21 protein-coding genes and 4 tRNA genes are annotated in these 26353 nt (G+C 43.9%); 6 read left to right on the forward strand and 19 right to left on the reverse strand.

Annotated elements, in window-relative coordinates:
• Positions 1-310: 310 nt before the first annotated feature.
• Positions 311-1132, forward strand: coding sequence for a type II secretion system protein GspC (gene gspC, locus FM019_RS10120; RefSeq protein WP_185969251.1), 822 nt, complete (start codon positions 311-313; stop codon positions 1130-1132).
• Positions 1133-1225: 93 nt separating this feature from the next.
• On the opposite strand, the gene FM019_RS10125 is transcribed toward gspC, so the two are convergent.
• The 6 genes from FM019_RS10125 to FM019_RS10150 form a co-directional block, all read right to left on the reverse strand.
• Positions 1226-1310, reverse strand: a tRNA-Leu gene (locus tag FM019_RS10125).
• A gap of 3 nt (positions 1311-1313) precedes the next feature.
• A tRNA-His gene (locus tag FM019_RS10130) sits at positions 1314-1389 on the reverse strand.
• Positions 1390-1473: 84 nt separating this feature from the next.
• A tRNA-Arg gene (locus FM019_RS10135) sits at positions 1474-1550 on the reverse strand.
• A 26-nt stretch (positions 1551-1576) separates the two neighbouring features.
• Positions 1577-1653 (reverse strand) — tRNA-Pro (locus tag FM019_RS10140).
• A 160-nt stretch (positions 1654-1813) separates the two neighbouring features.
• Positions 1814-2074: a DUF5062 family protein gene (locus FM019_RS10145; protein WP_143835823.1), complete on the reverse strand. Its 261-nt coding sequence runs from the start codon at positions 2072-2074 to the stop codon at positions 1814-1816.
• 9 nt (positions 2075-2083) lie between these two features.
• Entirely contained in the window at positions 2084-2719 is a 636-nt protein-coding gene (locus FM019_RS10150) for a GNAT family N-acetyltransferase (protein WP_143835824.1), read from the reverse strand.
• 186 nt (positions 2720-2905) lie between these two features.
• Between FM019_RS10150 and folD the strand changes: the two genes are divergently transcribed.
• On the forward strand, positions 2906-3760 hold the full coding sequence (folD, locus tag FM019_RS10155; protein ID WP_143835825.1) for a bifunctional methylenetetrahydrofolate dehydrogenase/methenyltetrahydrofolate cyclohydrolase FolD: 855 nt from the start codon (positions 2906-2908) through the stop codon (positions 3758-3760).
• Positions 3760-4323: a DUF1415 domain-containing protein gene (locus FM019_RS10160; RefSeq protein ID WP_143835826.1), complete on the forward strand. Its 564-nt coding sequence runs from the start codon at positions 3760-3762 to the stop codon at positions 4321-4323. The genes folD and FM019_RS10160 overlap by 1 nt, the downstream gene beginning before the upstream one ends.
• A gap of 54 nt (positions 4324-4377) precedes the next feature.
• On the opposite strand, the gene FM019_RS10165 is transcribed toward FM019_RS10160, so the two are convergent.
• The 5 genes from FM019_RS10165 to FM019_RS10185 form a co-directional block, all read right to left on the reverse strand.
• A complete protein-coding gene (locus FM019_RS10165) occupies positions 4378-5565 on the reverse strand; it encodes an NF038122 family metalloprotease (protein WP_143835827.1) in 1188 nt (395 codons plus the stop codon).
• Positions 5566-5877: 312 nt separating this feature from the next.
• A complete protein-coding gene (locus tag FM019_RS10170; protein WP_143835828.1) occupies positions 5878-6915 on the reverse strand; it encodes a DUF4340 domain-containing protein in 1038 nt (345 codons plus the stop codon).
• On the reverse strand, positions 6915-8771 hold the full coding sequence (locus FM019_RS10175; protein ID WP_143835829.1) for a GldG family protein: 1857 nt from the start codon (positions 8769-8771) through the stop codon (positions 6915-6917). Before FM019_RS10175 ends, FM019_RS10170 begins: the two co-directional genes overlap by 1 nt.
• A 4-nt stretch (positions 8772-8775) precedes the next feature.
• Positions 8776-9510 carry an ABC transporter permease subunit gene (locus FM019_RS10180; protein ID WP_143835830.1) on the reverse strand — a complete coding sequence of 245 codons (735 nt, stop codon included), beginning with the start codon at positions 9508-9510 and terminating at the stop codon, positions 8776-8778.
• Entirely contained in the window at positions 9510-10433 is a 924-nt protein-coding gene (locus FM019_RS10185) for an ABC transporter ATP-binding protein (protein WP_143835831.1), read from the reverse strand. The genes FM019_RS10180 and FM019_RS10185 overlap by 1 nt, the downstream gene beginning before the upstream one ends.
• Before the next feature lie 266 nt (positions 10434-10699).
• Here FM019_RS10185 and tsaA point away from each other — a divergent pair, with 266 nt between their 5' ends.
• Both tsaA and FM019_RS10195 read left to right on the forward strand, forming a co-directional pair.
• Positions 10700-11404, forward strand: coding sequence for a tRNA (N6-threonylcarbamoyladenosine(37)-N6)-methyltransferase TrmO (gene tsaA, locus FM019_RS10190; protein WP_143835832.1), 705 nt, complete (start codon positions 10700-10702; stop codon positions 11402-11404).
• Positions 11405-11554: 150 nt separating this feature from the next.
• The gene (locus FM019_RS10195; protein WP_143835833.1) at positions 11555-13270 is read left to right on the forward strand and encodes a proline--tRNA ligase; all 1716 of its coding nucleotides are present in this window, start codon (positions 11555-11557) and stop codon (positions 13268-13270) included.
• A 62-nt stretch (positions 13271-13332) separates the two neighbouring features.
• Here FM019_RS10195 and FM019_RS10200 read toward each other — a convergent pair whose 3' ends face one another.
• Together FM019_RS10200 and FM019_RS10205 are read right to left on the reverse strand one after the other, a co-directional pair.
• Positions 13333-14172 (reverse strand): MBL fold metallo-hydrolase, encoded by an 840-nt coding sequence (locus FM019_RS10200; RefSeq protein WP_143835834.1) that lies wholly within the window; start codon positions 14170-14172, stop codon positions 13333-13335.
• 343 nt (positions 14173-14515) lie between these two features.
• Positions 14516-15406: a GGDEF domain-containing protein gene (locus tag FM019_RS10205; RefSeq protein ID WP_185969252.1), complete on the reverse strand. Its 891-nt coding sequence runs from the start codon at positions 15404-15406 to the stop codon at positions 14516-14518.
• Between the two features lie 150 nt (positions 15407-15556).
• Between FM019_RS10205 and FM019_RS10210 the strand changes: the two genes are divergently transcribed.
• The gene (locus FM019_RS10210) at positions 15557-17527 is read left to right on the forward strand and encodes a cation:proton antiporter (protein ID WP_143835836.1); all 1971 of its coding nucleotides are present in this window, start codon (positions 15557-15559) and stop codon (positions 17525-17527) included.
• Between the two features lie 42 nt (positions 17528-17569).
• On the opposite strand, the gene FM019_RS10215 is transcribed toward FM019_RS10210, so the two are convergent.
• The 6 genes from FM019_RS10215 to lpxB form a co-directional block, all read right to left on the reverse strand.
• Complete coding sequence (locus FM019_RS10215; protein WP_143835837.1) at positions 17570-18565, reverse strand: branched-chain amino acid aminotransferase; 996 nt, start codon at positions 18563-18565, stop codon at positions 17570-17572.
• A gap of 147 nt (positions 18566-18712) precedes the next feature.
• A complete protein-coding gene (tilS, locus tag FM019_RS10220; RefSeq protein WP_143835838.1) occupies positions 18713-20032 on the reverse strand; it encodes a tRNA lysidine(34) synthetase TilS in 1320 nt (439 codons plus the stop codon).
• A 57-nt stretch (positions 20033-20089) separates the two neighbouring features.
• Positions 20090-21046, reverse strand: a complete 957-nt coding sequence (accA, locus tag FM019_RS10225) for an acetyl-CoA carboxylase carboxyl transferase subunit alpha (protein WP_143835839.1) — start codon at positions 21044-21046, stop codon at positions 20090-20092.
• 39 nt (positions 21047-21085) lie between these two features.
• Positions 21086-24571 (reverse strand): DNA polymerase III subunit alpha, encoded by a 3486-nt coding sequence (gene dnaE, locus FM019_RS10230; RefSeq protein WP_143835840.1) that lies wholly within the window; start codon positions 24569-24571, stop codon positions 21086-21088.
• Positions 24561-25157 carry a ribonuclease HII gene (rnhB, locus tag FM019_RS10235; protein WP_143835841.1) on the reverse strand — a complete coding sequence of 199 codons (597 nt, stop codon included), beginning with the start codon at positions 25155-25157 and terminating at the stop codon, positions 24561-24563. Before rnhB ends, dnaE begins: the two co-directional genes overlap by 11 nt.
• On the reverse strand, positions 25150-26328 hold the full coding sequence (lpxB, locus tag FM019_RS10240) for a lipid-A-disaccharide synthase (protein ID WP_143835842.1): 1179 nt from the start codon (positions 26326-26328) through the stop codon (positions 25150-25152). Before lpxB ends, rnhB begins: the two co-directional genes overlap by 8 nt.
• Positions 26329-26353: the final 25 nt, after the last annotated feature.

Below are 26353 nucleotides of genomic sequence, written 5' to 3' on the forward strand. Positions count from 1 at the left end.
CCAACTTTTACAAACCTCGTAACGCATTGTATTTATTGAGTTTTATAAATCGGCAAGATAATAGACTTAAATAATGAAACAACAAAATTAAAATATGAATCAATATGTGAATAGTTAATTCATATTTTAAGTCAACTTTCGCAGCGCAATTAAATTACCTGGAAGATTTTTACTCTGGAGTTTGTGAAAATTCTGACTCATTAACGATTAGTGACTGATTTAACGGCATTTTACTAAGAATAAGTCATTGTGATGGTCGAGCTGCGCCGTTATGCTTGGCGGGTATTTAGAAATAAAGAGGATTTTTATCGTGAGTGACAATGCAGGGTCTGCCAGCAAAATTATCTTAGCTACACTTGTTTTGGCAATTGCGGTGTTAAGTTACTTTTTGTTCTCGCAAAATGAACACCAGCCGATTGAATTATCCGACGAAGCAAAATCAAGTTTTTTGGACGACAGTGATGAACCACTCAGTGCTGCAGAGATTGCTCATTCCACTGACACATTGCCAGAAAGCAATTATCCAAACGCCGAACCGACCAAATTGGAGTTGACCCTATTGGGTGTTGTGGCAAGCAATATAGAAACAGAATCATCAGCCACGATTCAATCTCGTCTGCAAGTTCGAACTTACTTCATTGAGGATCAAATTGCTTACACAAACGCCATCATCAAAGAAATACGAAATGATCGAGTGGTACTTGATAATGATGGAAAAATCGAAGTCCTCAGACTTCAAGGCACAAAGACGAGCGAAGGTGATATCAGCACTAATAATGAAACTCGTGAAACAACTGAGCAAGATCAATCTCTAGAACAAGCAATTGGGAACCGTCCCAAGGAACTGGAACACATTGTTCGTTTAGTCCCCGTTGATGAGAACAATTCATCGCAAGGCTACAGCGTAGTGCCTGGCCTTAATCCGAAACTATTCAGAGCTGCACGTTTTCAACCTGGTGACGTTTTACAAACTGTAAATGGAATAGACGTGAATACTGAAGAGGGTCTCGAACAAATACAACAACTGATTCCGAACGCGATGACACTGGTATTTAGCGTGTTAAGAGGAGGAAGAACCATCAATTTGTATTTGGATATTCCTTCGGAAGGATTGAATATTAAGAAAAACTAACACTGAAAGTGTTTGAATGGACGAGCAAGGGAAAAAATCCGCTCTAAGGCAGCAAACTGCTAAGTAATGGATTTATACTGAACGTCAACAAGATGGTGCGGAAGGAGAGACTTGAACTCTCACGCCGTGAAGCACTGGAACCTAAATCCAGCGTGTCTACCAATTCCACCACTTCCGCAAGTGGGGTGGGCGATGGGGCTTGAACCCACGACCACCGGAATCACAATCCGGGGCTCTACCAACTGAGCTACGCCCACCACTGTGTTTACCTGTTTTACACTATTTTATTTTTACTTGCCAGATTTTTGCGAGCCCTTAAGATTTTAATCCTTCCGGTCGCATGGCGCGTCCGGCAGGATTCGAACCTGCGACCACCCGCTTAGAAGGCGGGTGCTCTATCCAGCTGAGCTACGGACGCTCGACGAATCAAAGCAAATAAAAAAATGGTCGGTGAGACAGGATTCGAACCTGCGACCCCTTGGACCCAAACCAAGTGCGCTACCAAGCTGCGCTACTCACCGAACCTACGTAGCAATAATTCCTCATCGCTACGGGGGGCGCATATTACCCACTTGCCCTAATGTCGTCAAACACTTTTTTCGACAAACTTTCTAGTTGCTTGTTTTTAACTCAATTTCATCCTTTTTTGAGCTAAATTGCATTGCATTTCTTCAAACAGGATTATTGCAATAACTCATGGCTCGCTGGCAATTTATTTTTTACCCAGACCGCCAAACGATGTTTCATACTGAGTAAATCTTCTGAGTCACTGGGTAAAGGAGCAACCAATTTATCATTGACCAACAATCGATAAATAATTTCGACTTTTTCTTTTTGTCCCATCGTTGCGCTAAACCCGGTGTAACCACGGTTTTTTGAATAGGTTTCTCCCACAGAGAGCGCGAGCTTTAGAAGTTGTGCCTCATTTTTAAGCTTTTTCATTTATTCAACTCAATTTGTTTGCCCATCATAGGACCATATACCATTCTTCTTTGGAGAAAAACCAAGTTGTTGTAAATAGTGTTCGTGCTCTGTGCTATCTGCTTTGGCAAAAATTTGTTCGTAGCCCGTAACTTTTTTAAGCTGCTGACCTTGCGCAAGCACAAACTGACCAAGTCGACACTCACGGTATTCAGGCACGACAAAATCAAAGTCGACCATAAAGCTGTTTTCTTCAACCGGGAAACCCGACAATAAACCAACAACTTCGGTGTTTTCCATCATGAAATAATAGCGTCGATTTGGCTCATCCATTTTTTTGAAAAAACGCGGAAAAAAATGATCAACTTCAGCTTTGTGATAATTTAAGAAGAAATCAACATAGTTAGAGGGCATGCTGACTTCCAGTACCGAAAAGTGAGTTTCAGCCTGTAATAGCATCTTACGCAAATACACAATGTTGGTTAAGGCTATGAAGCCGTTGAGCAATGCAACGGGCGTGGCGCCAATGATCACTCCGTAGACACAAAACGATGATGCGCCAAACAAATTAAACCATCTGAGCTTAATGATAGAACTGCGTGTTAATGAATAAGCGATAAGAGCCGATGCGCAATAACCGAAGATTTCAACGCCTGAAAATTCCAATGATTCTGTTCCTTTACGAATGTCTTAATACGTTCTACACATTATATTGCGAGCGTAAAAATGATGAGACCGCAAATTATACTGCATTTTTGAATGGGTCAGTGTGAATATTTGAACCATCAGCGTTGCGATAATCCCTCAGGGTATGGGACAATATCCTAATTCTCCTTTTCAATGTCTCAAAAAATGCCAGCTCAAATTATCAATGGAAAATCTATCGCCAAACAAGTGCGTGAAAACGTAGCCTCCCAGGTTGAAGCAATAACCGCCGCGGGGAAACGCGCGCCGGGTTTAGCGGTCATTAAAGTCGGTAGCGATCCGGCTTCAGGGGTGTACGTTGCCAATAAGCGCAGAGCTTGCGAAGAAGTTGGCTTTGTTGATCGAGCTTACGATTTACCAGCCAATACGTCACAAAGTGATTTGCTTAACTTGGTTGATGACTTAAACAAAGATGACAACGTAGACGGCATACTTGTGCAGTTACCACTTCCAGCTGGCTTAAACGCTGAGCAAGTTTTGGAAAGAATACAACCCGATAAAGATGTTGATGGCTTCCATCCATACAATATCGGCCGTCTGGTGCAGCGTATGCCCGCACTGAGGCCTTGCACGCCTAAAGGCATAATGACCTTAATTGAGTCTACAAAACGCCCTGCAAAAGGCCTGGATGCGGTCATAGTTGGAGCTTCCAACATTGTTGGACGTCCAATGTCATTGGAGCTGCTTTTAGCCGGATGCACAGTGACCACTTGTCATAAGTTCACCCAGGATCTAAAAAGTCATGTAGAACGTGCAGACATACTTGTGGTTGCCGTAGGTAAAGCCGAATTTATTCCGGGCGATTGGGTTAAACCTGGTGCAATCGTAATCGATGTTGGCATTAACCGCCAAGCAGATGGTTCATTGGTTGGTGATGTAGAGTTTGATGTTGCTAAAGACAGAGCGGGTTGGATAACGCCCGTGCCCGGCGGTGTTGGTCCTATGACGGTCGCCAGCCTGATCGAAAACACCTTGGAAGCCTACGTAAAATATCGCTCGTAATGTCACAGCACACACCTAGCGAATCGGAACAGGCGATTGGCGCCACTAAGGCGTGGGTTGATGCTGTAGTTGTTGGCCTTAATTTCTGCCCATTTGCGAAACGTGAAGTGGTTGCCAACAGCATTCGCTATGAATACTTGCATAAATACCAAAAAAGTCATTTAAAACAATTCCTTGAACGTGAGATACAGCTTTTAAACGCTAATACAGATATTGAGACCACTCTGCTGATCTTTGGTACAGGATTGGAAGGCTTCTATGATTATTTGGATGCGTTAGATATCGCAGATGAATGGATAGATAATTCAGGCCACAGGGGCACTTATCAAATCGCTAGCTTTCATCCCGACTATATTTTTGAAGGTGAATTGTCTAATTCGCCAGCAAATTACACAAATCGTTCGCCTTTTCCTATGTTTCATCTTCTCCGAGAGAGCAGTTTGGAAAAAGCCATTCATGCCCACAAAAACCCTGAGCAGATCCCCATCGACAATATCCGTATGGCGACCAGTTTAGGCGAAGACAAACTAAAAGCCCTGTTAAGAGCTTGTTTAGCTCAATAAAAAAGCCGCTTAACTCAATGAGCTAAACGGCTTTTAAATTTGCTTGATAGGGTGTTATTTGGCTTTATTTCTTCTACGTGACGTTGCGCCGAACAGGCCAAGGCCGAGCAACATGATAGATACGGTCGCAGGTGCGTTAACCGATGTCACACCAAATAACTCTGTACCTGCAAAGGTACGATCTCTGTCATTGAACACGTCATAGCTAATATTCCAACCCATTGCATCGTATGCAGCCAAATCAAGCGAAGTGACTTCAGTACCTGTACCAAAACTCACAGTTGGATCAAGCAGACCCAAGGGTGGAGCTATATCTTTCCAGTGACTTGCCTGACGCCCGTCTCCGAAGGTTCTACCCGTAGAGAAGAAACCGGCTCCTGAGCCTGCAGTAAAAACAGAGGCTCCACCATCAATGGAAAAGTAAGGTGCTTCATTCGTCATAAAGTCTCCACCAACCGCCCAATCCAAAGCGCCCTGAGCTGCACTGTCAGCACTATAGCGGAATAGATCTAATGCACTCATGATGGCGAAATTACCAATATCTCCCCCAAAGCCAGTGTTTATATCATAAACATCGACCCCAGAGACAAAGCCTAGTGCATGTCCAATTTCATGAATTGCTACACCAATAAAATCGATTTTGTCTCCATCAATGCCGTCTTGCGGATTAAAATCAAAAGCAAAATCACTACTGAATGTCACAGTTCCATCAGCCCCAGCAGCATCCGCTGCCAGCAAACCAACGGCTTTTAACACAGCAGTATTAGCGGCCAAAAATGAGTTGTTAGCTCCACCATCACTGTCGAGAGCACGGGATACAGGCAAAGCGACACCTGTACCATCGGGACGCGGAGCGGAAATTAAAGCGTCTACTGCCGCTGAGCCACCAGCGGTGGACGCTACCAAATTCGGCATTACTAAATTTGAGTCCAAATTTGTTGTACCTGTGGCCTGAAGGGCATTAACAAATTGTCCAAGGTCTGCGACTAATCGAGAACTACCTGTAGAGCCCAAAACATTGGGTGGAAGCCCTCCAAAACCGACATCTAGATTAACTTCAACGTCGTTTGAGATGACATTTTCCCAAAACGCGCTGGCTACTGAGAATCCATAAAACGCTTGGGTTCCCATTTCAACACCGCCAGTGTTGTTTAAATTGATCACAAGTGCTTGTGCGGGTGACAAGGCAGCGGCACTGCATAAGGCTGCGACACTGACGCTGAGTAATTTTAATTTCTTCACAACTTACCTCTTTTTCCATTCTTTGTGGCTTGCGACTGGGTCAGTAAAGTACAACTCCATCTCTTTACGGTCATTTTTTTAACCCTACAAAATGCAGCAATATATGGACCACCAAATGTAGTCTATTGAAATATAAAGAATTTAAAATTTATGTCGCGATTTAGCAGCACTGTACTCGCCTGAAATGTAAAAATAGTTGACACTTCTATTGAGTAGTAAACATGATGATTAATTGTGGCTTTGATGTCGATGTGTAACAACGTAAAAGAACTGCTTTTAAGTGCGGGCAGTTAAAAGCAGCTCATTTGTAACTTAATCGCCAGATGGCGCTTCACCTTCGTCAATAGAAGGTATTTCTGGAGTATCGGATTCAACGGCAGGGATTTCAACGAAGTCATCCAATCCTTTGTTAAGTTGACCAAATGCAAAGCTAGAAATTTTGTACGTTTGGCCATTCCAATAACGGGCGGCATCTGGATTGACAGATTCAAACTTCGCAAAATACTGTTCATCGATTTCAGTAACCGACAGTAAAATTGTCAGGCCATCATCCATCGAGACCTCAAAACTGGCGTCGATGTCATTCGCTTGCCAAAGCTCATTCTCGAGGTTTTCAATTCCGTCAAAATTTAACGAGGTGATATTGTTAACAAAGCCATCAAGAATCGAATCGTATTTGAGTGTTTGACCTTCAGGAATGTCAGATAAAGCAAAAGTCATTTCGTCATTTTGCTGTTTGATAATTGAAAAAGATTTAGAGTCGGTTCGCTTCACAGCGATTATGCTTTGAGGATCGACATCCAAAATAGGTTGTTTGAGCCAATCCACTTTATCTGTAGGTAGATTTATCACCCTATCAAGCAACCAGGTTTGGTTTTCGCCAACTTTTCTTATGTAAGAACCTTGCCCGGAGTTGGCCACTATTCCCACTAAGACCTGGTAACTATCACCTGCAGCTTCGATTTGAATCAACGCTGCTTGGCTATCAGTTTGCTCAACGTCCAACAGCCCTAAACGTGAAAAGTTTTCCGATTTTGCAGTTTTTGATTCAAATAAAACGGCCCTAGTTAGGCTCTCGGCCAAATCAGTTAGCGACTGTTGGTCAATAGGATAATTAATTGTTGGCTGTTGAAGCTGTGTTCGCCAACCATCACGAGTGCGCCTGGCGTCGATCACTACACCGTCGGCTCTCGACACTTTAACCCGGTCTATCTTGTCTGCATTTTCAAGCAACCTGGGATAGAGCAAGGTTTTTTCCGGCGCTTGCTCCATTGACTTGATATACAAGAAATATGCTGCAGCACACACACTGACCAATAAAACCAGAAGGGATAAAATTTGTTTATTCATTACGACAACCCTTCTTTATTTTTCGACGTTGTGCGCAACAACCTTGCTAATAGCATTAGTAACAGCATCAAAGCAAAAGGTGCTACGGCAATATTGGTGAATTTTAACCAATTGCCGAGTTTTTCAATATCTTTGTCTAATTGATGACGCACATCGCGCAGTTCTTTTCGAATCTCAACCTTCTTATCAACGAAGTCATCTATGGCTTGCTGCTGTTCAGCAGACAGCACCAAAGCAGCGCCTTCTGTTTGTTGAGATTGCAATTGAGCAAGTTGTGCTTCAGTTTCGTCCAATTGTTGCTGAAGAATTTGTTCCTGTTCACGGAATTTTCGCTCAGCTTCAACGGTTAGAGCGTCTACAGTTGTAAACGGCCGCGCAAAGGTTCCTCTGCTGCGAATACTGATTAAAGCGTCACTACCGGCCAAGTTTTCAACGGCATTTGTGACAAAATCGCCGTTATTGGCAAAAGGTGTATAAACCGTCTGTCCGAAAAAATTTGCCTGTTGTACCCAAAATCTGTCTGCCAACATATCTGTATCGCCAACCACAATCGCATTAAGTTGAGTGGTGTAGGAGACAAAATCTTGTTGCGCTGCACCCTCTGGTGCTGTTTCAAATGCAGAATTTGCAGCACCACTTATTCTAGCGGCTAAAATATGTCTGCTGTTTTCGCTTGAAAACTCTCTCGCTAAAGATTGCGGATCGCGGTTCATAGAATAAGGTGCAACAGCCATCAAGTCGGTATCATCGGATGACGTCATCAATGGTAACCATTCAAGTTGACTATCCTCAGTGCGACCAAAGACACCAAAAGATGCACCGTTGATAATTTCCAAACTCGCAGTTGTCACGTCATCGCGATCCAATTGCTGCGCCCCAACACCTACGAAACCAAAGTGCCTGGAAACACCACCATCTGCTGTGCGAATATCTAGTCCTAATTCTGCATCGAGTAATACTTCGTCGCTGTTAAAAGACAGTCCCCAGGCAGAAAACAGTTGTTGCAAATTAGAGCTGTTGGGGCCCATTGCCCCCATCCCGGCCATCATCGCCATGGGATCCGATTCATTGTTTGGATCAACAAATGCCAATAGCTTGCCACCTTTCATCACATATTGGTCGATGGCATACATTAGTGACTCGTTGAGAGCCTTAGGATGCACTAGGATCAAAACATCAGTTTGCTCAGGCAAAGCGTCAGCGTTGTTTGCGATTTTTTCTACCGAGTACAATTGTTCGAGTTGCGATAAAAACGTCCAAGCGGGGTCAAATTGCCCCGTCATTGGATTTTGTCCACCAGAAAGCGGTAAGTCACTTATCAAGGTGACATTAACGGATGCAGGTTTCGATAAGGTGTGAATAAGTTTACTAATTTCATATTCAAGAAATTTCTCTTTTTGCGGGTCAAAAAAAGCGATGACTTCTTGATCATCAAGGGCATTCGTTGCTGCCAAGCCTAAATAAATAGAATCACCCAGATTACCCAGGGTTGCCGCAGTTAAGCCAAATTGATTGGCCTGGTCCTCTGCTTCAGAAAACGGCTCCGGATCGATCACATTCAGTTTGATTTTTCCTGGCGCAGCATTGGCATATTCCCTAAGCATACTCTCAACTCGGCTCGCATAATTGCGCAGCGTTGTCATGCCTTTGGAAGATTTGTCAGAATAAAAGAAATAGAAATTGATCGGCTCATCAATACTTTCGACTATTTGCTTACTACCAGAAGAAAGTGAATACACTTTGTTTTCGGTCAAATCTAAGCGCACCGGGGAAAGCAACTGATTGTTTAATATGGTCAAAGCAAAAAACAGCACTGCCAATAAAATCAAAATTAAAGAGGTGGAGAATTTATTCATTTTATTAGTCCGCCTTTTTGTGTTCGATAATCAACAAGCTGGCGTACAGCCAAATCGCAATAGATAAAAGGAAATAACCCACGTCGTTAAGTGCAATAACGCCTTTGGCTATGGATTCAAAATGAGTCAGGAAACTGAAGGATGCCACCGTATCGATGACAATTGATGGTGCCCAGTCTTTGAAAGCATCGAGTACAATATTACTGCCACTGACGACAAATAGAAAACATATGACTACAGCCAAGATAAAAGCCACAACCTGATTTTTGGTCAACGCCGACATACACATGCCAATCGCCAGGAATGCCCCGGCCATTAGCCAGCTTCCAATGTAAGCGGCAATGATTACGCCATTGTCGGGATTTCCAAGATAATTTACCGTTATCCATAATGGAAAAGTCAAAAGCAGCGACAACCCCAAGACTGCCCAAGACGCTAGGAATTTTCCTAATACAGCCTGCAGTGAGCTGATTGGCAGCGTCATCAATAATTCAATGGTGCCGCTTTTGCGCTCTTCTGACCAGGTTCTCATGGCAATGGCAGGTACTAAGAACAAGTACAGCCAAGGATGAAAATTAAAAAATGGCAGTAAATCAGCTTGCCCTCTTTCGTAAAGGCTGCCGATAAAAAATGCAAAAACCCCGGATAGGATCAAGAATATTGTAATAAAAACGTACGCCACAGGTGTAGCAAAGAAACTAGAAAGCTCTCGTTTAAATAAGGTTGCAACCATTCCCATTATGCCTGCTCTCCTTGGGTTAATTCTCTAAAAACTTGGTCTAAACGGCCCTGCTCTACAAACATGGTATCCACAGGCAATCGCCTCTCTTTTATATGTTCGGTCACAGAGTGCAGCACATCGGCTCCGTTTCGGGTGATCAAGGTTACCTTGCTGTTAGGTAGGTCGTCTTCGATGTCAATCACATTGTCCAGCTCTAAAAACCCAGAGGTGTCCGATGGGTAACTAAGATGAAGTGTTACCGCATTATGGTATTTCGATTTTCTAAGTAAGGCTTTTGGAGTGTCGTCAAACATCAGCTGTCCAGCAGAAATAATCATAACGCGATTACATACAGCCGTTACTTCTTCAAGAATGTGGGTGGAAATCACCACGATTTTATCTTTGGAAAGGTTCTGGATGAGTTCTCTGACTTGATGTTTTTGATTTGGGTCTAAGCCATCTGTGGGCTCATCTAAAATCAAAATTTGTGGATCATGCAAAATCGCTTGCGCCAGCCCCACCCTTCTTTTAAAGCCTTTAGACAAATTTTCGATTGGCTTGTCCAATACCGACTGCAGCTCAATTTGTTTAACGACGGTGCTAATCCGCTCGTCTTTGTGCTGCCCTTTTAAACCGCGAACTTTAGCGATGAATTCCAAAAATTGCAGAGGTGTCATATCCCCGTATGCTGGCGCGCCTTCAGGCAAGTAGCCAATCATCTGTTTGATTTTTTTGGCGTCGTCGACAATGGACAAATCGGCAATTTGTATTTCCCCGCCCGTTGGCGCAAGAAATCCAGTCAACATTTTCATCGTAGTGGATTTTCCCGCACCGTTTGGACCTAAAAAACCCACCACGTCTCCGGGTTGGATATTAAAAGAAAGGTCATTAACCGCGACAAAATCACCAAACGTTTTAGACAAATTATTTACATAGATCATACTATTCCCATAATGATCAACGAGTTAACGAAATCCACTGGATATATGGTGTTCGCAAAAAAGAATTCAAGGATTGATCGCGACAATTTCTGTCGAAATCCAGGTCAAAATTTTGAGGGTAAGCATACTAAAAAAAATGACTTAAACCAGAACTAATGCGACGATTAGTCAGGTTTAAGCCAATATTGGTCCGGGAAGTGAACAAGGACTAGTCTACGCCTAAAGTATGTCGAATTCGTGTCATATCCGGAGATAAGTTTTACAAAATGTGTCAAATAACCATAGATCCAATTGCCATTATCCATACTCCGTTTAAAGAAAAGTTTGCGATCCCGCGTCAACCGGGCCTTGCGTCAGAAGCAAAAGGACATATCGTTTTTCGAGCAGATTATTCCTCCGCGGATTTTGTGCGTGGACTGGACCAGTTCAGCCATATCTGGTTGATGTTTCAATTTCACCAAACCGCTAAGCCATCTCACCCTCCATTGGTGAGGCCTCCCAGATTGGGCGGAAACAAAAAAATCGGCGTGTTTGCTTCCCGCAGCACGCATCGTCCTAACAACCTTGGCATGAGCGTAGTCAAACTCGATTCGGTAACACTTAAGGATAACGCGGTGAGTTTATTGGTTTCAGGCGTGGATTTGCTCGACGGAACGCCAATAATAGATATTAAGCCCTATATTCCTTACAGTGACGCAATACCTGAGGCCATGGCCGGATACGCGCAACAGGCACCTAGAGCACATTTGCATGTTCAGTTTGAAGAAAGCGCAAAATCGCAACTCATTGAGCAAAAAACTAAACATACTGATTTGGAATTACTGATCAGACAGGTATTGGCGCAAGATCCTCGCCCCGCATATCACCAACAAAAAACTTCTGATCGGGTGTATGGCGTCAGTTTGTATGACCTCAATATTCAATGGAGAGTCGAAGACGACCAGTGCATCGTTACCAACATTTCAGGCTAATACCAATTCCAATGAGTATAAAGTTTACTTGGCTAAGCCACTAAAGCACTTATTGATGACATTATTCCTTTGGCCTTTTCAGTGGTGCTGTTAGAATGTCGCCCGCCCAAAAAAGTTTGAATTTTGTGAAGATAAGGAACTGCACAGACAATGCGTACTAGCCAATATTTATTGTCCACCCAAAAAGAAACTCCAGCAGATGCTGAGGTGATTAGTCATCAACTTATGTTACGGGCGGGAATGGTTCGCAAACTCGCATCTGGCTTATACACCTGGCTACCGACTGGCCTTCGGGTATTAAATAAAGTAGCAAATATTGTACGCGAAGAAATGAATAAAGCAGGCTCAATTGAAATGTTGATGCCCGTCGTGCAACCTGCTGATTTATGGCAGGAAAGTGGTCGCTGGGAAGAATACGGCCCAGAGTTGCTTCGTATTAAAGACCGCCATCACAGAGATTTTGTTTTGGGACCCACTCACGAAGAAGTCATCACCGCGTTAGTGAAAAACGAAATTAGTAGCTATAAACAGTTACCGCTCAACCTGTACCAAATTCAAACCAAATTCCGAGACGAAGTGCGACCGCGATTTGGCATCATGCGTGGACGAGAGTTCACCATGAAAGACGCTTACTCCTTCCACACCGCGCAAGAATCATTGGAAGACACCTACAAAGACATGTTTACCGCCTATTGCAATATTTTTGATCGCATGGGCTTGGAATATCGTCCCGTCATTGCTGATTCTGGCTCCATTGGTGGTGCTGTATCACATGAATTTCATGTATTGGCTGAATCTGGCGAAGATGCCATCGCTTTTAGCGATTCTTCGGACTATGCAGCAAATGTCGAAATGGCTGAGGCCATCGCACCGCAAGTTAGTGCCGCTGAGGCAACAGAAGAAAAAAGTCAGATTGATACACCAGACGTGTCAAGCATCGAAGATGTCACTAATTTTTTCCAGATCAGTGCAGACAAGGTAGCAAAAACGATCGTTGTGCTGGGTGAGGCCGATGAAAATGGTAAACAAGGGCTTGTCGCGCTTGTGTTACGCGGTGATCATCAGTTAAACGAGATAAAAGCTGAAAAATTAGAAGGTGTAGCTATCCCGCTCGCGTTGGCTAACAATGATAAAATTGTAGCTGAACTGGGATGCGAAATAGGTTCCCTTGGACCTGTGGACTTAAATATTCCAGTGTTTGCTGATCGCAGTGCGGCTGTGTTAAGTGATTTTATCTGTGGCGCAAATATTACGGGTAAACACTTAAAAGGTGTGAACTGGGATCGTGATGTAAGTGAATATCAGGTCGCGGATTTACGTAACATTGAAGCAGGTGATCCCTCACCCGACGGCGAAGGAAAGCTCGAAATCAAACGAGGGATAGAAGTCGGTCACATTTTCCAGCTGGGTGACAAATATTCAAAGGCCATGGGTTGTGGCGTACTGAATGAACAAGGCAAGCACCAAATCCTAACGATGGGTTGTTATGGGATTGGGGTGTCAAGAATAGTCGCTGCCGCCATTGAACAAAATCACGACAAATATGGCATTATCTGGCCAGACGCAATCGCGCCATTTAAAATTGCACTGATCCCGATGAACATGCATAAATCTCATCGCATACAGCAAGTTGCAGAGAAAATGTATGATGAACTAATAGCAGCGGGTATCGATGTGCTGTTTGATGATCGCAAGGAACGCCCAGGTGTCATGTTCAATGATATGGAACTTGTTGGTGTACCCCATACAATAGTGATTGGCGAAAGAAATCTTGACGAAAATAAAGTGGAATATAAAAACCGTCGCTCTGGAGAAAAGCAGCTTCTGGATATTGACGGTATCCTTGAATGGGTGAAAACCCTGTAGACCTCTAAAGGACTTTCCGCAGAGATTTCAACAAGAGATCTCTGTGGAAAAAAGCACCACCGCTACAAATCTATTGCCAAGCCTTCTGCAGCAGCAAACACTTGTAAATCATCTTCAGCGATAGCAATCACTTCTTGGCAGTGACTTTCAATTGCCGCAATTTGCTCGTCGGTACGAATATGATCATGGCTATACAAGGCCAAACGCTTAGCGCGGCTTGCTAACGCTAACTTGACGGCTTCTTCAGCCACTGAGTGTCCCCAACCTGATTTTGCGGGCATGTCTGACAACATGTATTGCGCATCATGAATAATGATATCTGCACTCATCGCAAAATCGACCCATTGTAAAAAGTCTGTTTCCTTTCGATAAGGAGGATACAGCTCGTTGTCGGTGATATATGCGACCTTGGCGCCGTCCGCTTCGATCACGTATGAACTTCCACTTCCTGGGTGATTCATAGCATGACGATAGATGGTCGCACCATTTATTTGCCAGCTATTGATTTCTTCATCTATGGCTTCAAGCACGATATTGGATTGCAATGATTTGTGGTGAACCGGGAAGTAACTGCCGGTCATCTGTTTTAAAATTGCATCGTGTTCATCATAAGTAGTCATTCCCGGGGTGATAAAAATGTTACGCCCTGGCTGATAGATAGGAGAAAAAAACGGAAACCCTTGAATATGGTCCCAATGATTGTGAGTCAATAATAAATGGATATCCGATTGCTTAGAAATAAGCTGTTGACCAAGATTTTTAATCCCCGTACCTGCATCGAGAACGATGTCCGTGCCATCGTCCAACTGGATGTGCACGCACGCCGTATTTCCACCGTATTTCGCGAACTCTGGTCCAGGCGAAGGAATTGACCCCCTAACTCCAAAAAAGGTTAGTCGCATATCTAGTCTCTTGGTTTGGCCTCGCAACTACGAAGCAATCAGTGTTATTAGCATAGCGTAACACTATTGTATTGAACAAATAAGATATGAAGTTATGCAAAGTTATTGAAATTTATATGGAAATTTTAATACAAAAAATATCTATGGACTTTTTCGGTGTAAGCAAACTTAGAGGTATTAACTTTACTGCTCTTGCTCAGCCTTTTTAGGTCCCTAAAGGCACAGACTACATGGCACTCGCCTAATCTCGGAGTCGCATTTACAGATAAGTTTTGGTACGCAAAAGCGGTAAGGATCTGCCCAAGAGCGGTTAGCCCTGCAGATTTTTGCCTTAATTCGTCTTTTAGGCCGCTTTGTAGCACGCCCTACCATTTTGTTTGGCTTGATAAAGGGCACTGTCAGCACGATTAAAAATATCTTGCTCACTGTCGTTCGCTAGATAAACCGTACTGCCAATACTGCAGGACACTGCATGTCGAGACAGTACTGGATCGCTTTTCATAAGCAATTGAATCCTTTGGGCTATTTTACTGTTGGTAGCAATTTGACTACCAGGTAACAGACAACAAAATTCATCACCGCCAAAACGAAATGCATAGTCAGTATCACGTAAGGAGTGACGCAGAACTTCAGCAACTGCTATAAGTACTTTGTCCCCTTCATGATGTCCAAAGGTATCGTTGATGTGTTTAAATTTATCCATATCGATGACCAGTAGTCCAAACCCTTCCCCATAACGATGGGCTTGGCTGATCAAACGCAGCAGTGTTTCCTGATAGTTGGCGCGATTACCCAATGACGTCAAATGATCTTTTAACGCCAATTGTTTGATACTGTGATACTCCAGAGCATTGTTCAGTGGAAACTTAAATAGCCGATGTAGCTCAATTAAGATGGCGTGTTCGCGCATGCTCAACACTTTTGAAAATGAATACACCAAGGTTGCGAATATTTTGCGGTTTATCGACTGGTCGAGAGACTTAGATGTCGCATTTTCTGGCGCTTCACCTATGGTTATCAGGCCAGTTGGAAACTTAATCGTGACAGCATCAATGTTCAATTTACTTTTCAATTGATTGTAATACAACGATGCCAATTTATGCAGATCAATACTTGACGCTAGCTGTTGCATCACAATATTTGACTCGTGCTGCTTCATGCCTTTAGGCGCAGTATCACTTGTGAACAAATGGTCATTAATAGTGTCGTCGTATAATTGGCTGATCTGTTCCAATTGTCGCTCCTGCCAAAAAATTGGCGAATTCATGTGTAAAAACGGCCCAAAAGGCAATATACAAAAGAATTTGCAATTGCTGTGCCATCGGACCTTTTTTTACTTTTAGTTGGTGTACACTTAAGGTTCACGATTAGGGATCTGCCACGTATGCACGTCAGTTTTGCGAGTATTTTGATTTTGATGACTGCCGCCGTATTTGCGGTTTGGCTATTCAAACGTGTCAATCTCCCCCCGATCCTCGCCTATTTAGTTTGTGGTATTTTTGCTGGTCCGCACATGCTGGCAGTTATCGACAATCCCGAAGAAATTCACTTTTTTGCCGAATTAGGTATTGTTTTTTTGCTTTTTTCCCTAGGTTTAGAGTTTTCTTTACCCAAAGTGCTCGCCATGCGCCATCTGGTTTTTGGTATTGGCTTGGGGCAAATGTTATTTACCACTTTGGTATTTATGGGGCTTGCCATTCTCGTCGGTTTTGACGCCAAAGCGTCTTTGATCATAGGAGGGATGGTGGCACTGTCATCGACGGCAATAGTCATTAAACAGATGAGCGAAAAAGGCTCTCTAAATACAACCCGTGCACAAATGGTTGTCAGTATTTTGTTATTTCAAGACTTGGCAGTTGTTCCTTTACTCATTCTTGTGCCCCTGCTATCCAGTGATACACAGTCTAGCATGTGGATTGCCATCACTATGGCGCTGCTCAAAGGGACTATCGTCGTGGCGCTTTTGTTATCGGTGGGCAAATGGTTATTACCTAGAGTATTCAACGAAGTGGCCCGGACACGCACAGATGAACTTTTTGTACTTACCACCATTCTAGTGGCGTTGATTGCAGCCGGGATCACCTACTCTTTTGGGTTATCTATGGCATTAGGGGCTTTTTTGGCTGGCATGATGCTAAGTGAAAGCCAATATCGCCACCAGCTTGAAGCGGATATCAGGCCGTTTCGAGACATTTTGATGGGTTTGTTTTTTATTACCGTTGGAATGCGATTTGAAATGCAAATTTTGGTAAGCCAATTCCATTGGATTCTGGTTGGCTTGATCACCATATTGGTATTAAAAACCTTGATTGTTCGCGCATGCGCTTGGTTGTACAGATGTGATAAAACAGATGCCTGGGCAGCCGGTTTAAAACTTTGTCAAATGGGTGAGTTTAGTTTTGTGTTAGCCGCATTGGCGGTTAATCATGATGTCATCAGTGCGGCCCATGGCTCAGTATTGTTGGCTATTGGTGTATTGAGTATGGCTGTCACACCTTGGTTAGTCGACAATGGGTTACTGTTCGCGAAAAAAATCGTCGGTGAGCCACAAGTTACCCCCGATCCTTTAGACGAAGATGTGTATCAACCTAACATGACCGATCACGTTCTGATATTTGGTTATGGACGTGTGGGCCAATCAGTAAGTCGCCTACTCACAATAGAAAAAATCCCCTATCTAGTTGTCGACGCTGATGCGGTGCGTGTTAACGAAAGTCGAGGGGCTGGCCAACCTGTATTTTTTGGTGACGTAAGTCAAAAAGACATTTTACGAGCAGTAGGTATTGACTCAGCTAAGCTAGTGTTAATTACCTTCGACGAACATCAAAAAGCACTTAATGTCATTAAAACTCTCGCCGAACTCAGGCCCGGCTTGCCGATTGTTGTCAGGACAAGAAAAGACTATCACCTAGAAGAACTGTATGCTGCAGGCGCGACGCAAGTGGTACCCGAAATCCTTGAAGGTAGTTTAATGTTGGTATCACAAATACTGCATCTGTCGGGGATCCCTATGTCGCGCATCCTCAAAAGAGTGCGCTCTGAACGCAAAGATCACTATCGCCACATGCACGGATTTTTCCCTGGTGAAACCACTGAAATCACCTACGGGACAAAAGATAAACTGGAATTTATGCATGCTATTGTGTTGTCTCGGGAAGCCTTTGCAGTGGGCAAAAGCATCACTCAACTCAATTTATTGCAAAAGCGCATAACTTTGCAGGGTTTGCGACGCAACAACCTAGAGATATCAGACCCAGACCCGGATGAGCCATTGAAGCCTAATGATGTATTGGTGATATCTGGCAAGCCTAGACGGGTAGAACGAACAGAGCGCTTTTTACTTGAAGGGCATTAAATGACGCAAAATCGGGAGAGCATTCTCTCCCGTAAAGTACTGTTAAATTTTCGTTAGCCATCCATGAGTGTCAGCAGCTTGACCCCATTGAATTTCGTTAAGCGCTTTGCGTAACTTCATTGTCGTTGGCCCGGCTTCACCAGTACCTACGCTAAACTCCTGATTGTCTTTAATCAGTGTACCAACAGGCGTTAACACCGCTGCGGTTCCCGATAGTGCCGCTTCGGTTCCTGGCTTAGCAGAACGCTCTAAGAGTTCATCTACAGACAGCTCTCTTTCACTGACTGTCATGCCCATATCTGCGGCAATTTGCAGCAAGGAAGCTCGAGTGATGCCGTGTAAAAAGGTACTATCCAATGCCTTAGTGATAATTTCATTGCCATCAATCAGTACAAAATTAGCGGCACCGGTTTCCTGCACATCGCCATCTGGGCAAAACAGGATTTGATCGGCATTGACATCCGCTCTGGCTTTAAGAATCGGTCCCAAAGCACTTGCATAGTTACCACCACTTTTGATCATCCCCATATGCGGCGCACAACGCATACCATCGTTTGCCAACAGCAATCGTAGAGGTTTCGCGCCACCAGAAAAATAATCCCCTACAGGAGACAACAAAACATATAACATCGAATTTGCCGATGGCGCAGCCGCTTTTCCGATCGCTGCATCAGTACCAAAATGAGTTGGACGAATATACATGGAACCGGGAGGCGCAGGTACTTCGTCTTGATATTTTTTAACGACGTCGATAATCATTGACGATAGCAACTCAGTATCTATGGCAGGGAGATTAAGCAGCTTACTGCTTTGTGCCATACGCTTCACATTTTCATCCATGCGGAAAATGTTTATTGAGCCATCTTCATGCTTAAACGCTTTTAGACCCTCAAAACAAGTACTTGAGTAGTGCAATACATGGGCACCAGGATGCATTTGAATGCTATTTGAACTGACAAAACTAGCTTCGCTCCATTGATTATTTTCAAAGGTTGCTAGTGCCATTTCTGGCATAAAGACGGTACCAAAGGCTGCCATAACTACTTTTACACTCCTGTATCCTGTTAAGCACATTGTTTAATGCACATCTAAGTCGTGGATTTTACGTCAGATACCACCAAAAACACTAGTGCCCAGCAGCTTGTTTTTTAGATTATTTTGTAAAGCAGAATCGACAAAGGAAGATCACAGCGCAGGCTCAATAGGCTGCCATTGCATTTTATCAATGAAAACAGGTGGCATATGCACTGAAAAAATAACGTTTTCCGCTACCCAAATTGCCACAGGAAGGCCATCAAACGTCACGGTTAGGCTTTGTTCTCTTGTCCACGGTGCGATGTCCCAGGTTTTAAACCACTGTTTCAACGGTTTGGACATCGCTGCATCTTGAGGTTTGAATTTTTCACTGAAGACACTTTTATGTGCTTCGATCGAGCCGACATTTTTAGTAGCAGACGATGAAAAGATCAGCTGACCAAATCCATTGGGGTGTATAAGTTTTCCATGTTTGAGCGCAATTTTGCTTCCCGCTTTAAGCGCCTCACAATGCTTTATACAGAACAGTTTGTTTCGAAAGCGCCGAAATTGCCATTCTTGCCATTGTAAAATCGGCTCTGCATCATGTTTTGCATTCAATACCTGCTGCAATTCATCCAAAACCGCTTTCGACGGCATGGACACATTTTTTTGCTCCAGCCACGTACGCACGAGTTGATGCTGCCAAGCAATAGAGTATTCGTTAAGACTATCAATATTTAGCGAATCGTTTTCATCAGTAATCGATTGTAAGCGTGCATCGCAAACCTCATATAGTAAGGCTTGTTGTTGTGCAGACAGTGAGGCGCTGCGCGCAACTGCCTGACTGAATCCAGGCCAGCGTTGAGACAATAAAGGCATAATTTTGTGACGCAGAAAATTTCTATCGTATCGACTATCTTGATTAGACGGATCTTCAATCCATTGAAGTTGGTTATCACTAGCATAAGCGACGAGTTGCTCACGGCTTATATGTAATAACGGGCGCGAAAAAATCACGCCGGAATGGTGCTGATGACATTCTGGCATCGCTGATAATCCCTTTGGCCCAGCCCCTCTTTTTAATTGCAGCAAAACCGTTTCTGCCTGATCGTCCAGATGTTGGCCTAAAAAAATAATTGAACCATGATCGGCACAATTGATTAACGCTTGATAGCGTTGTTCCCGAGCCGCGGCTTCAATGCCTTTTTTGCTTTTTACATCGATATGAACTCGAACGCTTTTAAATGGTATGCCTAGTGCTTCGCATTGTGTCTTACAATGCTGCTCCCAGCTATTAGCCTGTTCTTGTAATCCGTGATTAATGTGTACCGCAAGAAAGTCATGTTGGGGATATTTGGGGTGCAATGACGCAACACAATGCAACATAACTTGGGAATCAACACCGCCGCTGTAAGCTACAATAATTTGCTTGCCGTCACCGGCTAAATACTCGGTTATATTGGCGACTACAGTTTCAATTGCGTTCATAAGCAAAAAACCGCCTTGGGTAAACAAGGCGGTTTTGTCGTAAGCAGTTTAGTAATTTTAACAGTAACCAAACGACATAAGTCTTTCATAGCGCTGCTCAAGCAAGTCTTCTTTAGACAAGCTCATCAATTGAGACAGTTGCTGCTTTAACGTCGCTTTTAGATTGGCAGCCATAGCATCATGATTACGATGAGCACCTCCTAAAGGTTCCTCAATAATGTTATTGATCAACCCCAGTTCTTTAATTTGACCGGCACTGACACCCATAGCCTCGGCCGCGAGCGGAGCTTTTTCTGCGCTTTTCCACAAAATAGACGCACAACCTTCTGGTGAAATAACCGAATAGGTACTGTATTGCAGCATATTGACCCGATCACCCACACCAATTGCTAATGCCCCACCCGAGCCGCCTTCACCGATAACGGTACAAATGATCGGCACACTGAGTTCAGCCATTTCTTTAAGATTTTTCGCAATGGCTTCACTTTGTCCACGCTCTTCTGCGCCAACACCTGGATAAGCGCCAGGTGTGTCAATGAAGGTGATGATTGGTAAATTGAAACGTTCCGCCATGTGCATCAAGCGTAACGCTTTGCGATACCCTTCTGGTTTAGGCATACCAAAGTTGCGACGAATTTTCTCGTGGGTATCACGGCCTTTTTGATGACCAATTACCATGACCGGTTGTCCATCAAATTCCGCAAGCCCACCCACGATGGCCTTATCATCAGCAAAGGCACGATCCCCAGCCAGCTCATCGAATTCGTCAAATAAATGAGGAATATAATCCAATGTATAAGGACGCATAGGATGACGTGCCAACTGTGACACCTGCCAGGCACCTAAGTCTGCGAAAATTTTGCGCGTTAACTCTGCACTTTTTTCACGTAACTTAGTGATATCTTCTTCCATGCCGACATCGAACTCACCACCTTGGTTTACCAGGCGCAGTTCCTCTATCTTCGCTTCTAAATCAGCTATCGGCTTTTCGAAATCAAGGTAATTTAAACTCATCCCCAACCTTTTAAATTAAGTATTTTGACGGTACTACCATCAACTGAATTGCAGTTGTACACACTCAGGTGTTAACACTTGCTGCAATTCGTAAATTAACTGATCTTCAGGTGTCACGTACCATTGTGCTCCAAATGCTAATGTCATCTCAGCATCTGGATGAATCACCCGCATATTAATTGGGCAACTACCACCTTGATAATTCTGTAAAATTGCTTGCAGTTTAGACACACTTGCGTCGTTACACCAGTTTGATTGCACTTCTAAACCTAAACATTTAACGTTTTTCTCCCGAGCTTGGACGATGTCCATGGCATCACGGGCCGATATTGTATTGCCACCAGAGAAATCATCAAAGCTGACCTGTCCAGATATGAGCAAAATTCGGTCAGGTTGCAGCAGTTCCTCGTATTTTTCATACATATCAGGGAAGAATCGTGCATCCATTCTTGCACTTTTATCGTCCAAGGTCACGATCGCCCATCGACGCCCTTTTTTGTTTACCATGACACGAACCCCCAACACCAAACCCACCGCCGTTGAGGTGGTATCTTTATTGGTCGGCTTCAAATCTACTAGTCGCCCAGAACTATAATTCTTTATCTCTTGAGCGTACTGATTGATCGGGTGCCCGGTTAAGTATAGGCCAAGGGTTTCTTTTTCACCTTCCAGCCATATTTTCTCTGGCCAATGGGGCACATTCGAAAAGGCTTGCTCAACCTGTTCAGGTTCGGTGGTCAACAAACCAAACATATCCGATTGTCCATGAGATTCTGCTTTGGCGTGTTGATCGGCGGCAGCAATTGCTTCTGGCAAAGTTGCCATCAAACAAGCTCGATGCGGTCCAAGATTATCCATGGCGCCCGACAAGACCAGCTTTTCTAACACTCTTTTGTTGACCTTTTTTAAATCAACTTTAGCGCAAAAATCGAATAAATCGGAAAATGTCTCTTTTTCCTTACGTGCAGCAATAATCGCTTCAATCGGACCTTCACCCACACCTTTTATCGCGCCTATTCCGTAGACAATTCGCCCTTGCTCATCAACGGTAAACTTGTACTGGCCGGCATTCAAATCAGGTGGCAATATGGTGATGCCCATGCGTTCGCATTCATCGACCAAGGTTACAATTTTGTCAGTGTTATCCATATCAGCAGACATTACCGCTGCCATGAATTCTGCTGGATAATGTGCTTTCAACCACAAGGTTTGATATGAGACTAACGCATAGGCTGCTGAGTGAGACTTGTTAAAACCGTACCCGGCGAATTTCTCCACCAGATCGAAGATTTTCATTGCAAGATCGGGATCGATATTGTTGTTTTTGGAACCATCAGCAAAAACGGAACGTTGCTTTTCCATCTCTTCAGGTTTTTTCTTGCCCATTGCGCGACGCAACAAATCGGCGCCACCCAAACTGTATCCTGCCATTTCTTGAGCGATTTGCATCACCTGTTCTTGGTACAGAATAATACCGTAAGTTGGCTCAAGGATTTCTTTGAGACAGTCGTGCTGATAATCTGCATCTGGATAAGAAATTTCTTCACGACCATGTTTTCGGTCAATAAAGTTATCTACCATGCCCGATTGAAGGGGGCCTGGTCTGAATAGGGCCACCAAAGCGATAATGTCTTCAAAACAATCGGGTTTAAGTCGTTTAATCAGGTCTTTCATACCGCGAGATTCCAACTGGAATACTGCGGTAGTCTCTGCATTTTGTAGCACTCGGAAACTACGCGGATCTTCCAAAGGGATGGCAGAGATATCAATTTGTTTGCCCTGACCTTCGGCAATCATGTCAATTGCCCATTGAATAATGGTCAGTGTGCGTAACCCCAGGAAGTCAAATTTCACGAGTCCTGCAGTTTCAACGTCGTTTTTATCAAATTGTGTAACCGGGTTTTTACCTTCGTCGTCACAGTACAAAGGTGCGAAGTCGGTAATTTGAGTTGGGGCGATGACCACTCCACCCGCATGTTTGCCGGCATTTCTGGTCACACCCTCGAGGATCCTCGCCATATCAATGAGATCTTTAACTTCTTCATCTTGATCATAGAGCTCAGGAAGCCGAGGTTCTACGGCAAAGGCTTTTTCCAAAGTCATGCCCGGATCAGATGGAATGAGCTTAGAGATCCTATCAACAAAGCCATAAGGATGGCCAAGCACCCGACCAACATCTCGCACAACGGCTTTAGCAGCCATTGTTCCAAATGTAATGATTTGTGAAACCGCCTGACGGCCGTACATGTCAGCCACATGATCGATCACCTCGTCACGCCTGTCCATGCAAAAATCGACATCAAAGTCAGGCATCGAGACCCGTTCAGGATTCAAGAAACGTTCAAATAGCAAATCAAATTCTAGTGGATCGAGATCAGTGATATCTAGCGCATAAGCTACCAACGACCCAGCACCTGAACCACGTCCCGGTCCGACAGGAATACCGTGATCTTTACTCCATTGAATAAACTCCATGACGATCAAGAAGTAGCCAGGGAATCCCATTTGGTTGATAACGGTAAGTTCGATTTCCAAACGTTCATCATATTCAGGGCGTTTTTCTTTACGCTCTTCTTCGTCAGGAAACAAAAATTCAAGACGACGCTCCAAACCTTCCCAGGATACTTTTACCAGGTAATCGGCGTCGGACATACCACCAGTTGGAAATTTTGGCAGAAAGTATTCGTTCAGCTTGACGGTAACATTACAGCGTTTTGCGATTTCCACAGAGTTTTGTAATGCCTCTGGAATATCACTAAACAACTCGCACATTTCCTCTGCGCTACGCAGATATTGTTGCTCGCTGTAAAGTTTCGGGCGTCGCTTGTCTTCTAATGTATAGCCGTCATGGATAGACACGCGAATTTCGTGAGCGGCAAATCGGTCTTTGTCCAAGAAACACACTTCATTGGTGGCAACCAAGGGTAACTCATGATCGACTGACCACTGACAAGCTCGCTGAATATACTCATTTTCACCTGGACGTGCGGTTCGAGTCACTTCTAGATAAAAACGGTCAGGAAAATGCTGCTGATAAAACGCACTGATGTCTTGTGCAAGGGGCATATTGCCTTTAGTCAACGCAATCCCCAAGTCGCCATGCAAACCACCAGAGATAATAAGCACACCTTCTTGATGCTCAGCCAACCAGTCTTTGTCAATCACTGCACGGTTTTGAAGATGTCCCCGTTGATACGCTTTGGAAATGAGCAGCGTGATGTTTTTGTAGCCTTGATTGTTCATTGCCAGCAAAGTAAGACGGAATAATTGTTCTCCAAGCTCTTCACTTGTCACCCAAAAGTCGGTACCGATTATAGGTTTTATTCCACTCGCGTGGGCAGTTTCATAATACTTGACCAGACCACACATGTTCATCTGGTCGGTAATAGCCACCGCAGGCATATTCATTTCTTTGACCCGCGCTAAAATCGGTTTGACCTTATTCAAACCATCCATCATCGAAAAATCGCTATGGACACGCAGATGGACAAATTGGCACGTAGTGTCTTGAACTTCAGACGACATGAATTGCTCCATTATGTTGCGACAAAGCTTGTTGCACGGGTTTAAAACTCATTCTATAGGCTTGATTGGGTCCCAACTCATAGAGTTTTTGCAAGTGTGCTTGCGTCGGATAACCTTTGTGCTGACGATACCCATATTCTGGGAACTGCTCGTCAAGGGCAAGCATTTCACGATCTCGAGTAACTTTGGCAAGTATCGATGCAGCGGAAATCTCTGCGACGCTGCCATCCCCCTTTACGATAGCTTCACTGGGATATTGCCAATCGGGTAATCGGTTGCCATCGACCTTAACAAAATCCGGCTTAATCGATAGTCCGTCAACGGCTCTTTTCATGGCTAACATGGTTGCATGCAAAATGTTGATTTGGTCTATCTCTTGCGGTGTCGCCCGGCCTATTGACCAGCACAATGCAGACTGAATGACTTCATCAAACAAAACTTCACGTTTTTTTTCGCTAATTTTTTTCGAATCGTTTAATCCGACAATTTGCCTATCTGGGTGCAGTATAACCGCTGCTGTCACGACATCGCCAACCAAGGGACCTCGCCCAACTTCATCTACACCGGCGACTAAAACCTTATTCATTGGCAATTCCAATAAGCTCAAGTACTGCGTTGGCTGATTGTACATCAGCGCCTTGCTGCAGCATTTGATGTAATTCGACAAACTTGTCTGTCACTTGGCTTGTTTCTCCCTCAAGCATGGGCGTCAAGTAGCTAGCGATCTTATCTGGATTAACATCTTGTTGCAGCAATTCAGGGACGATTTTTTCATCTGCTAGCAAATTTGGTAATGCAAAGTACTTAGCTTTATAAAGCACCTTCATCATCTGATGTGTCAGCCATTTTAACCGATAAGCGACAACCATGGGGCGCTTGCACAACATGGCTTCCAGTGATGCCGTACCGGAAGCGAGTAAAATCGCATCAGAGGCGATCATGACTTGCCTTGACTGGCGCAATAAAACTGCAATTTCAAGCTCTTCAGGCAAAAGACCATCTTCTACCATTGCCGCAATTTTTTGTTCAATCTGCTGTTTACGCACATCATTAACCGCGGGAATTACGACTTGGAGTGAGCCCACGTTTTTAGCAACTATCGCAGCGCTTTGAATAAAGATATCTAACAACATATTGACTTCACCAGCACGACTGCCAGGCAACAAAGCCAACACCTTTTGACCAGGTTTTATATTAACCCCGTCCAGCATTTCACGGGCGCTATCGCTATCTGGGTGTAACGGAATATCATCAGCCATTGTATGGCCAACAAATTTACACGGAAATCCGTGTTTATCGTAAACCTGTTTTTCGAAAGGAAAAATACTCAGTACAAGGTTGGTCGCTTCACCAATACCGTAGATACGATTTTCACGCCAAGCCCAAACCGTTGGACTGACGTAGTGCACCGTCTTAATTCCAAGCTTTTTCAGTTTTTTTTCTAACGGAAGATTAAAGTCTGGCGCGTCTACACCAATAAAAACGTCAGGGGGATTGTCTTTAAAATGTTGCAAAATAGTTTTACGAATATGCAATAGTCGACGAATTCTTGATAACACCTCGACCAGCCCCATCACCGATAACTCTTCCATCTCAAACAACGTTGAGCAACCTTGTTCAAGCATGTTTGGTCCGGCGATGCCTTCGAACACGGCGTCAGGAAACCGTTTGCGGATTTTTTTGATTAAGCCCGCAGCAAGCACATCACCAGATGCCTCACCAGCGACGATACCGATTCGTAATGGAGGAGTTGCCATAGATGCTATGTATCAAGCAAGAGGT

It is taken from the genome of Aliiglaciecola sp. M165, from assembly GCF_007197995.1.
GTDB lineage: Bacteria > Pseudomonadota > Gammaproteobacteria > Enterobacterales > Alteromonadaceae > Aliiglaciecola.

Coding starts and splice junctions, on each gene's coding strand:
- FM019_RS10145 (WP_143835823.1), bottom strand. CDS start 2,074: ATGAAAAAGCTTAAAAATGAGGCACAACTTCTAAAGCTCGCGCTCTCT.
- folD (WP_143835825.1), top strand. CDS start 2,906: ATGCCAGCTCAAATTATCAATGGAAAATCTATCGCCAAACAAGTGCGT.
- FM019_RS10160 (WP_143835826.1), top strand. CDS start 3,760: ATGTCACAGCACACACCTAGCGAATCGGAACAGGCGATTGGCGCCACT.
- FM019_RS10170 (WP_143835828.1), bottom strand. CDS start 6,915: ATGAATAAACAAATTTTATCCCTTCTGGTTTTATTGGTCAGTGTGTGT.
- FM019_RS10175 (WP_143835829.1), bottom strand. CDS start 8,771: ATGAATAAATTCTCCACCTCTTTAATTTTGATTTTATTGGCAGTGCTG.
- FM019_RS10180 (WP_143835830.1), bottom strand. CDS start 9,510: ATGGGAATGGTTGCAACCTTATTTAAACGAGAGCTTTCTAGTTTCTTT.
- FM019_RS10185 (WP_143835831.1), bottom strand. CDS start 10,433: ATGATCTATGTAAATAATTTGTCTAAAACGTTTGGTGATTTTGTCGCG.
- tsaA (WP_143835832.1), top strand. CDS start 10,700: ATGTGTCAAATAACCATAGATCCAATTGCCATTATCCATACTCCGTTT.
- FM019_RS10195 (WP_143835833.1), top strand. CDS start 11,555: ATGCGTACTAGCCAATATTTATTGTCCACCCAAAAAGAAACTCCAGCA.
- FM019_RS10200 (WP_143835834.1), bottom strand. CDS start 14,172: ATGCGACTAACCTTTTTTGGAGTTAGGGGGTCAATTCCTTCGCCTGGA.
- FM019_RS10210 (WP_143835836.1), top strand. CDS start 15,557: ATGCACGTCAGTTTTGCGAGTATTTTGATTTTGATGACTGCCGCCGTA.
- FM019_RS10215 (WP_143835837.1), bottom strand. CDS start 18,565: ATGGCAGCCTTTGGTACCGTCTTTATGCCAGAAATGGCACTAGCAACC.
- tilS (WP_143835838.1), bottom strand. CDS start 20,032: ATGAACGCAATTGAAACTGTAGTCGCCAATATAACCGAGTATTTAGCC.
- accA (WP_143835839.1), bottom strand. CDS start 21,046: ATGAGTTTAAATTACCTTGATTTCGAAAAGCCGATAGCTGATTTAGAA.
- dnaE (WP_143835840.1), bottom strand. CDS start 24,571: ATGTCGTCTGAAGTTCAAGACACTACGTGCCAATTTGTCCATCTGCGT.
- rnhB (WP_143835841.1), bottom strand. CDS start 25,157: ATGAATAAGGTTTTAGTCGCCGGTGTAGATGAAGTTGGGCGAGGTCCC.
- lpxB (WP_143835842.1), bottom strand. CDS start 26,328: ATGGCAACTCCTCCATTACGAATCGGTATCGTCGCTGGTGAGGCATCT.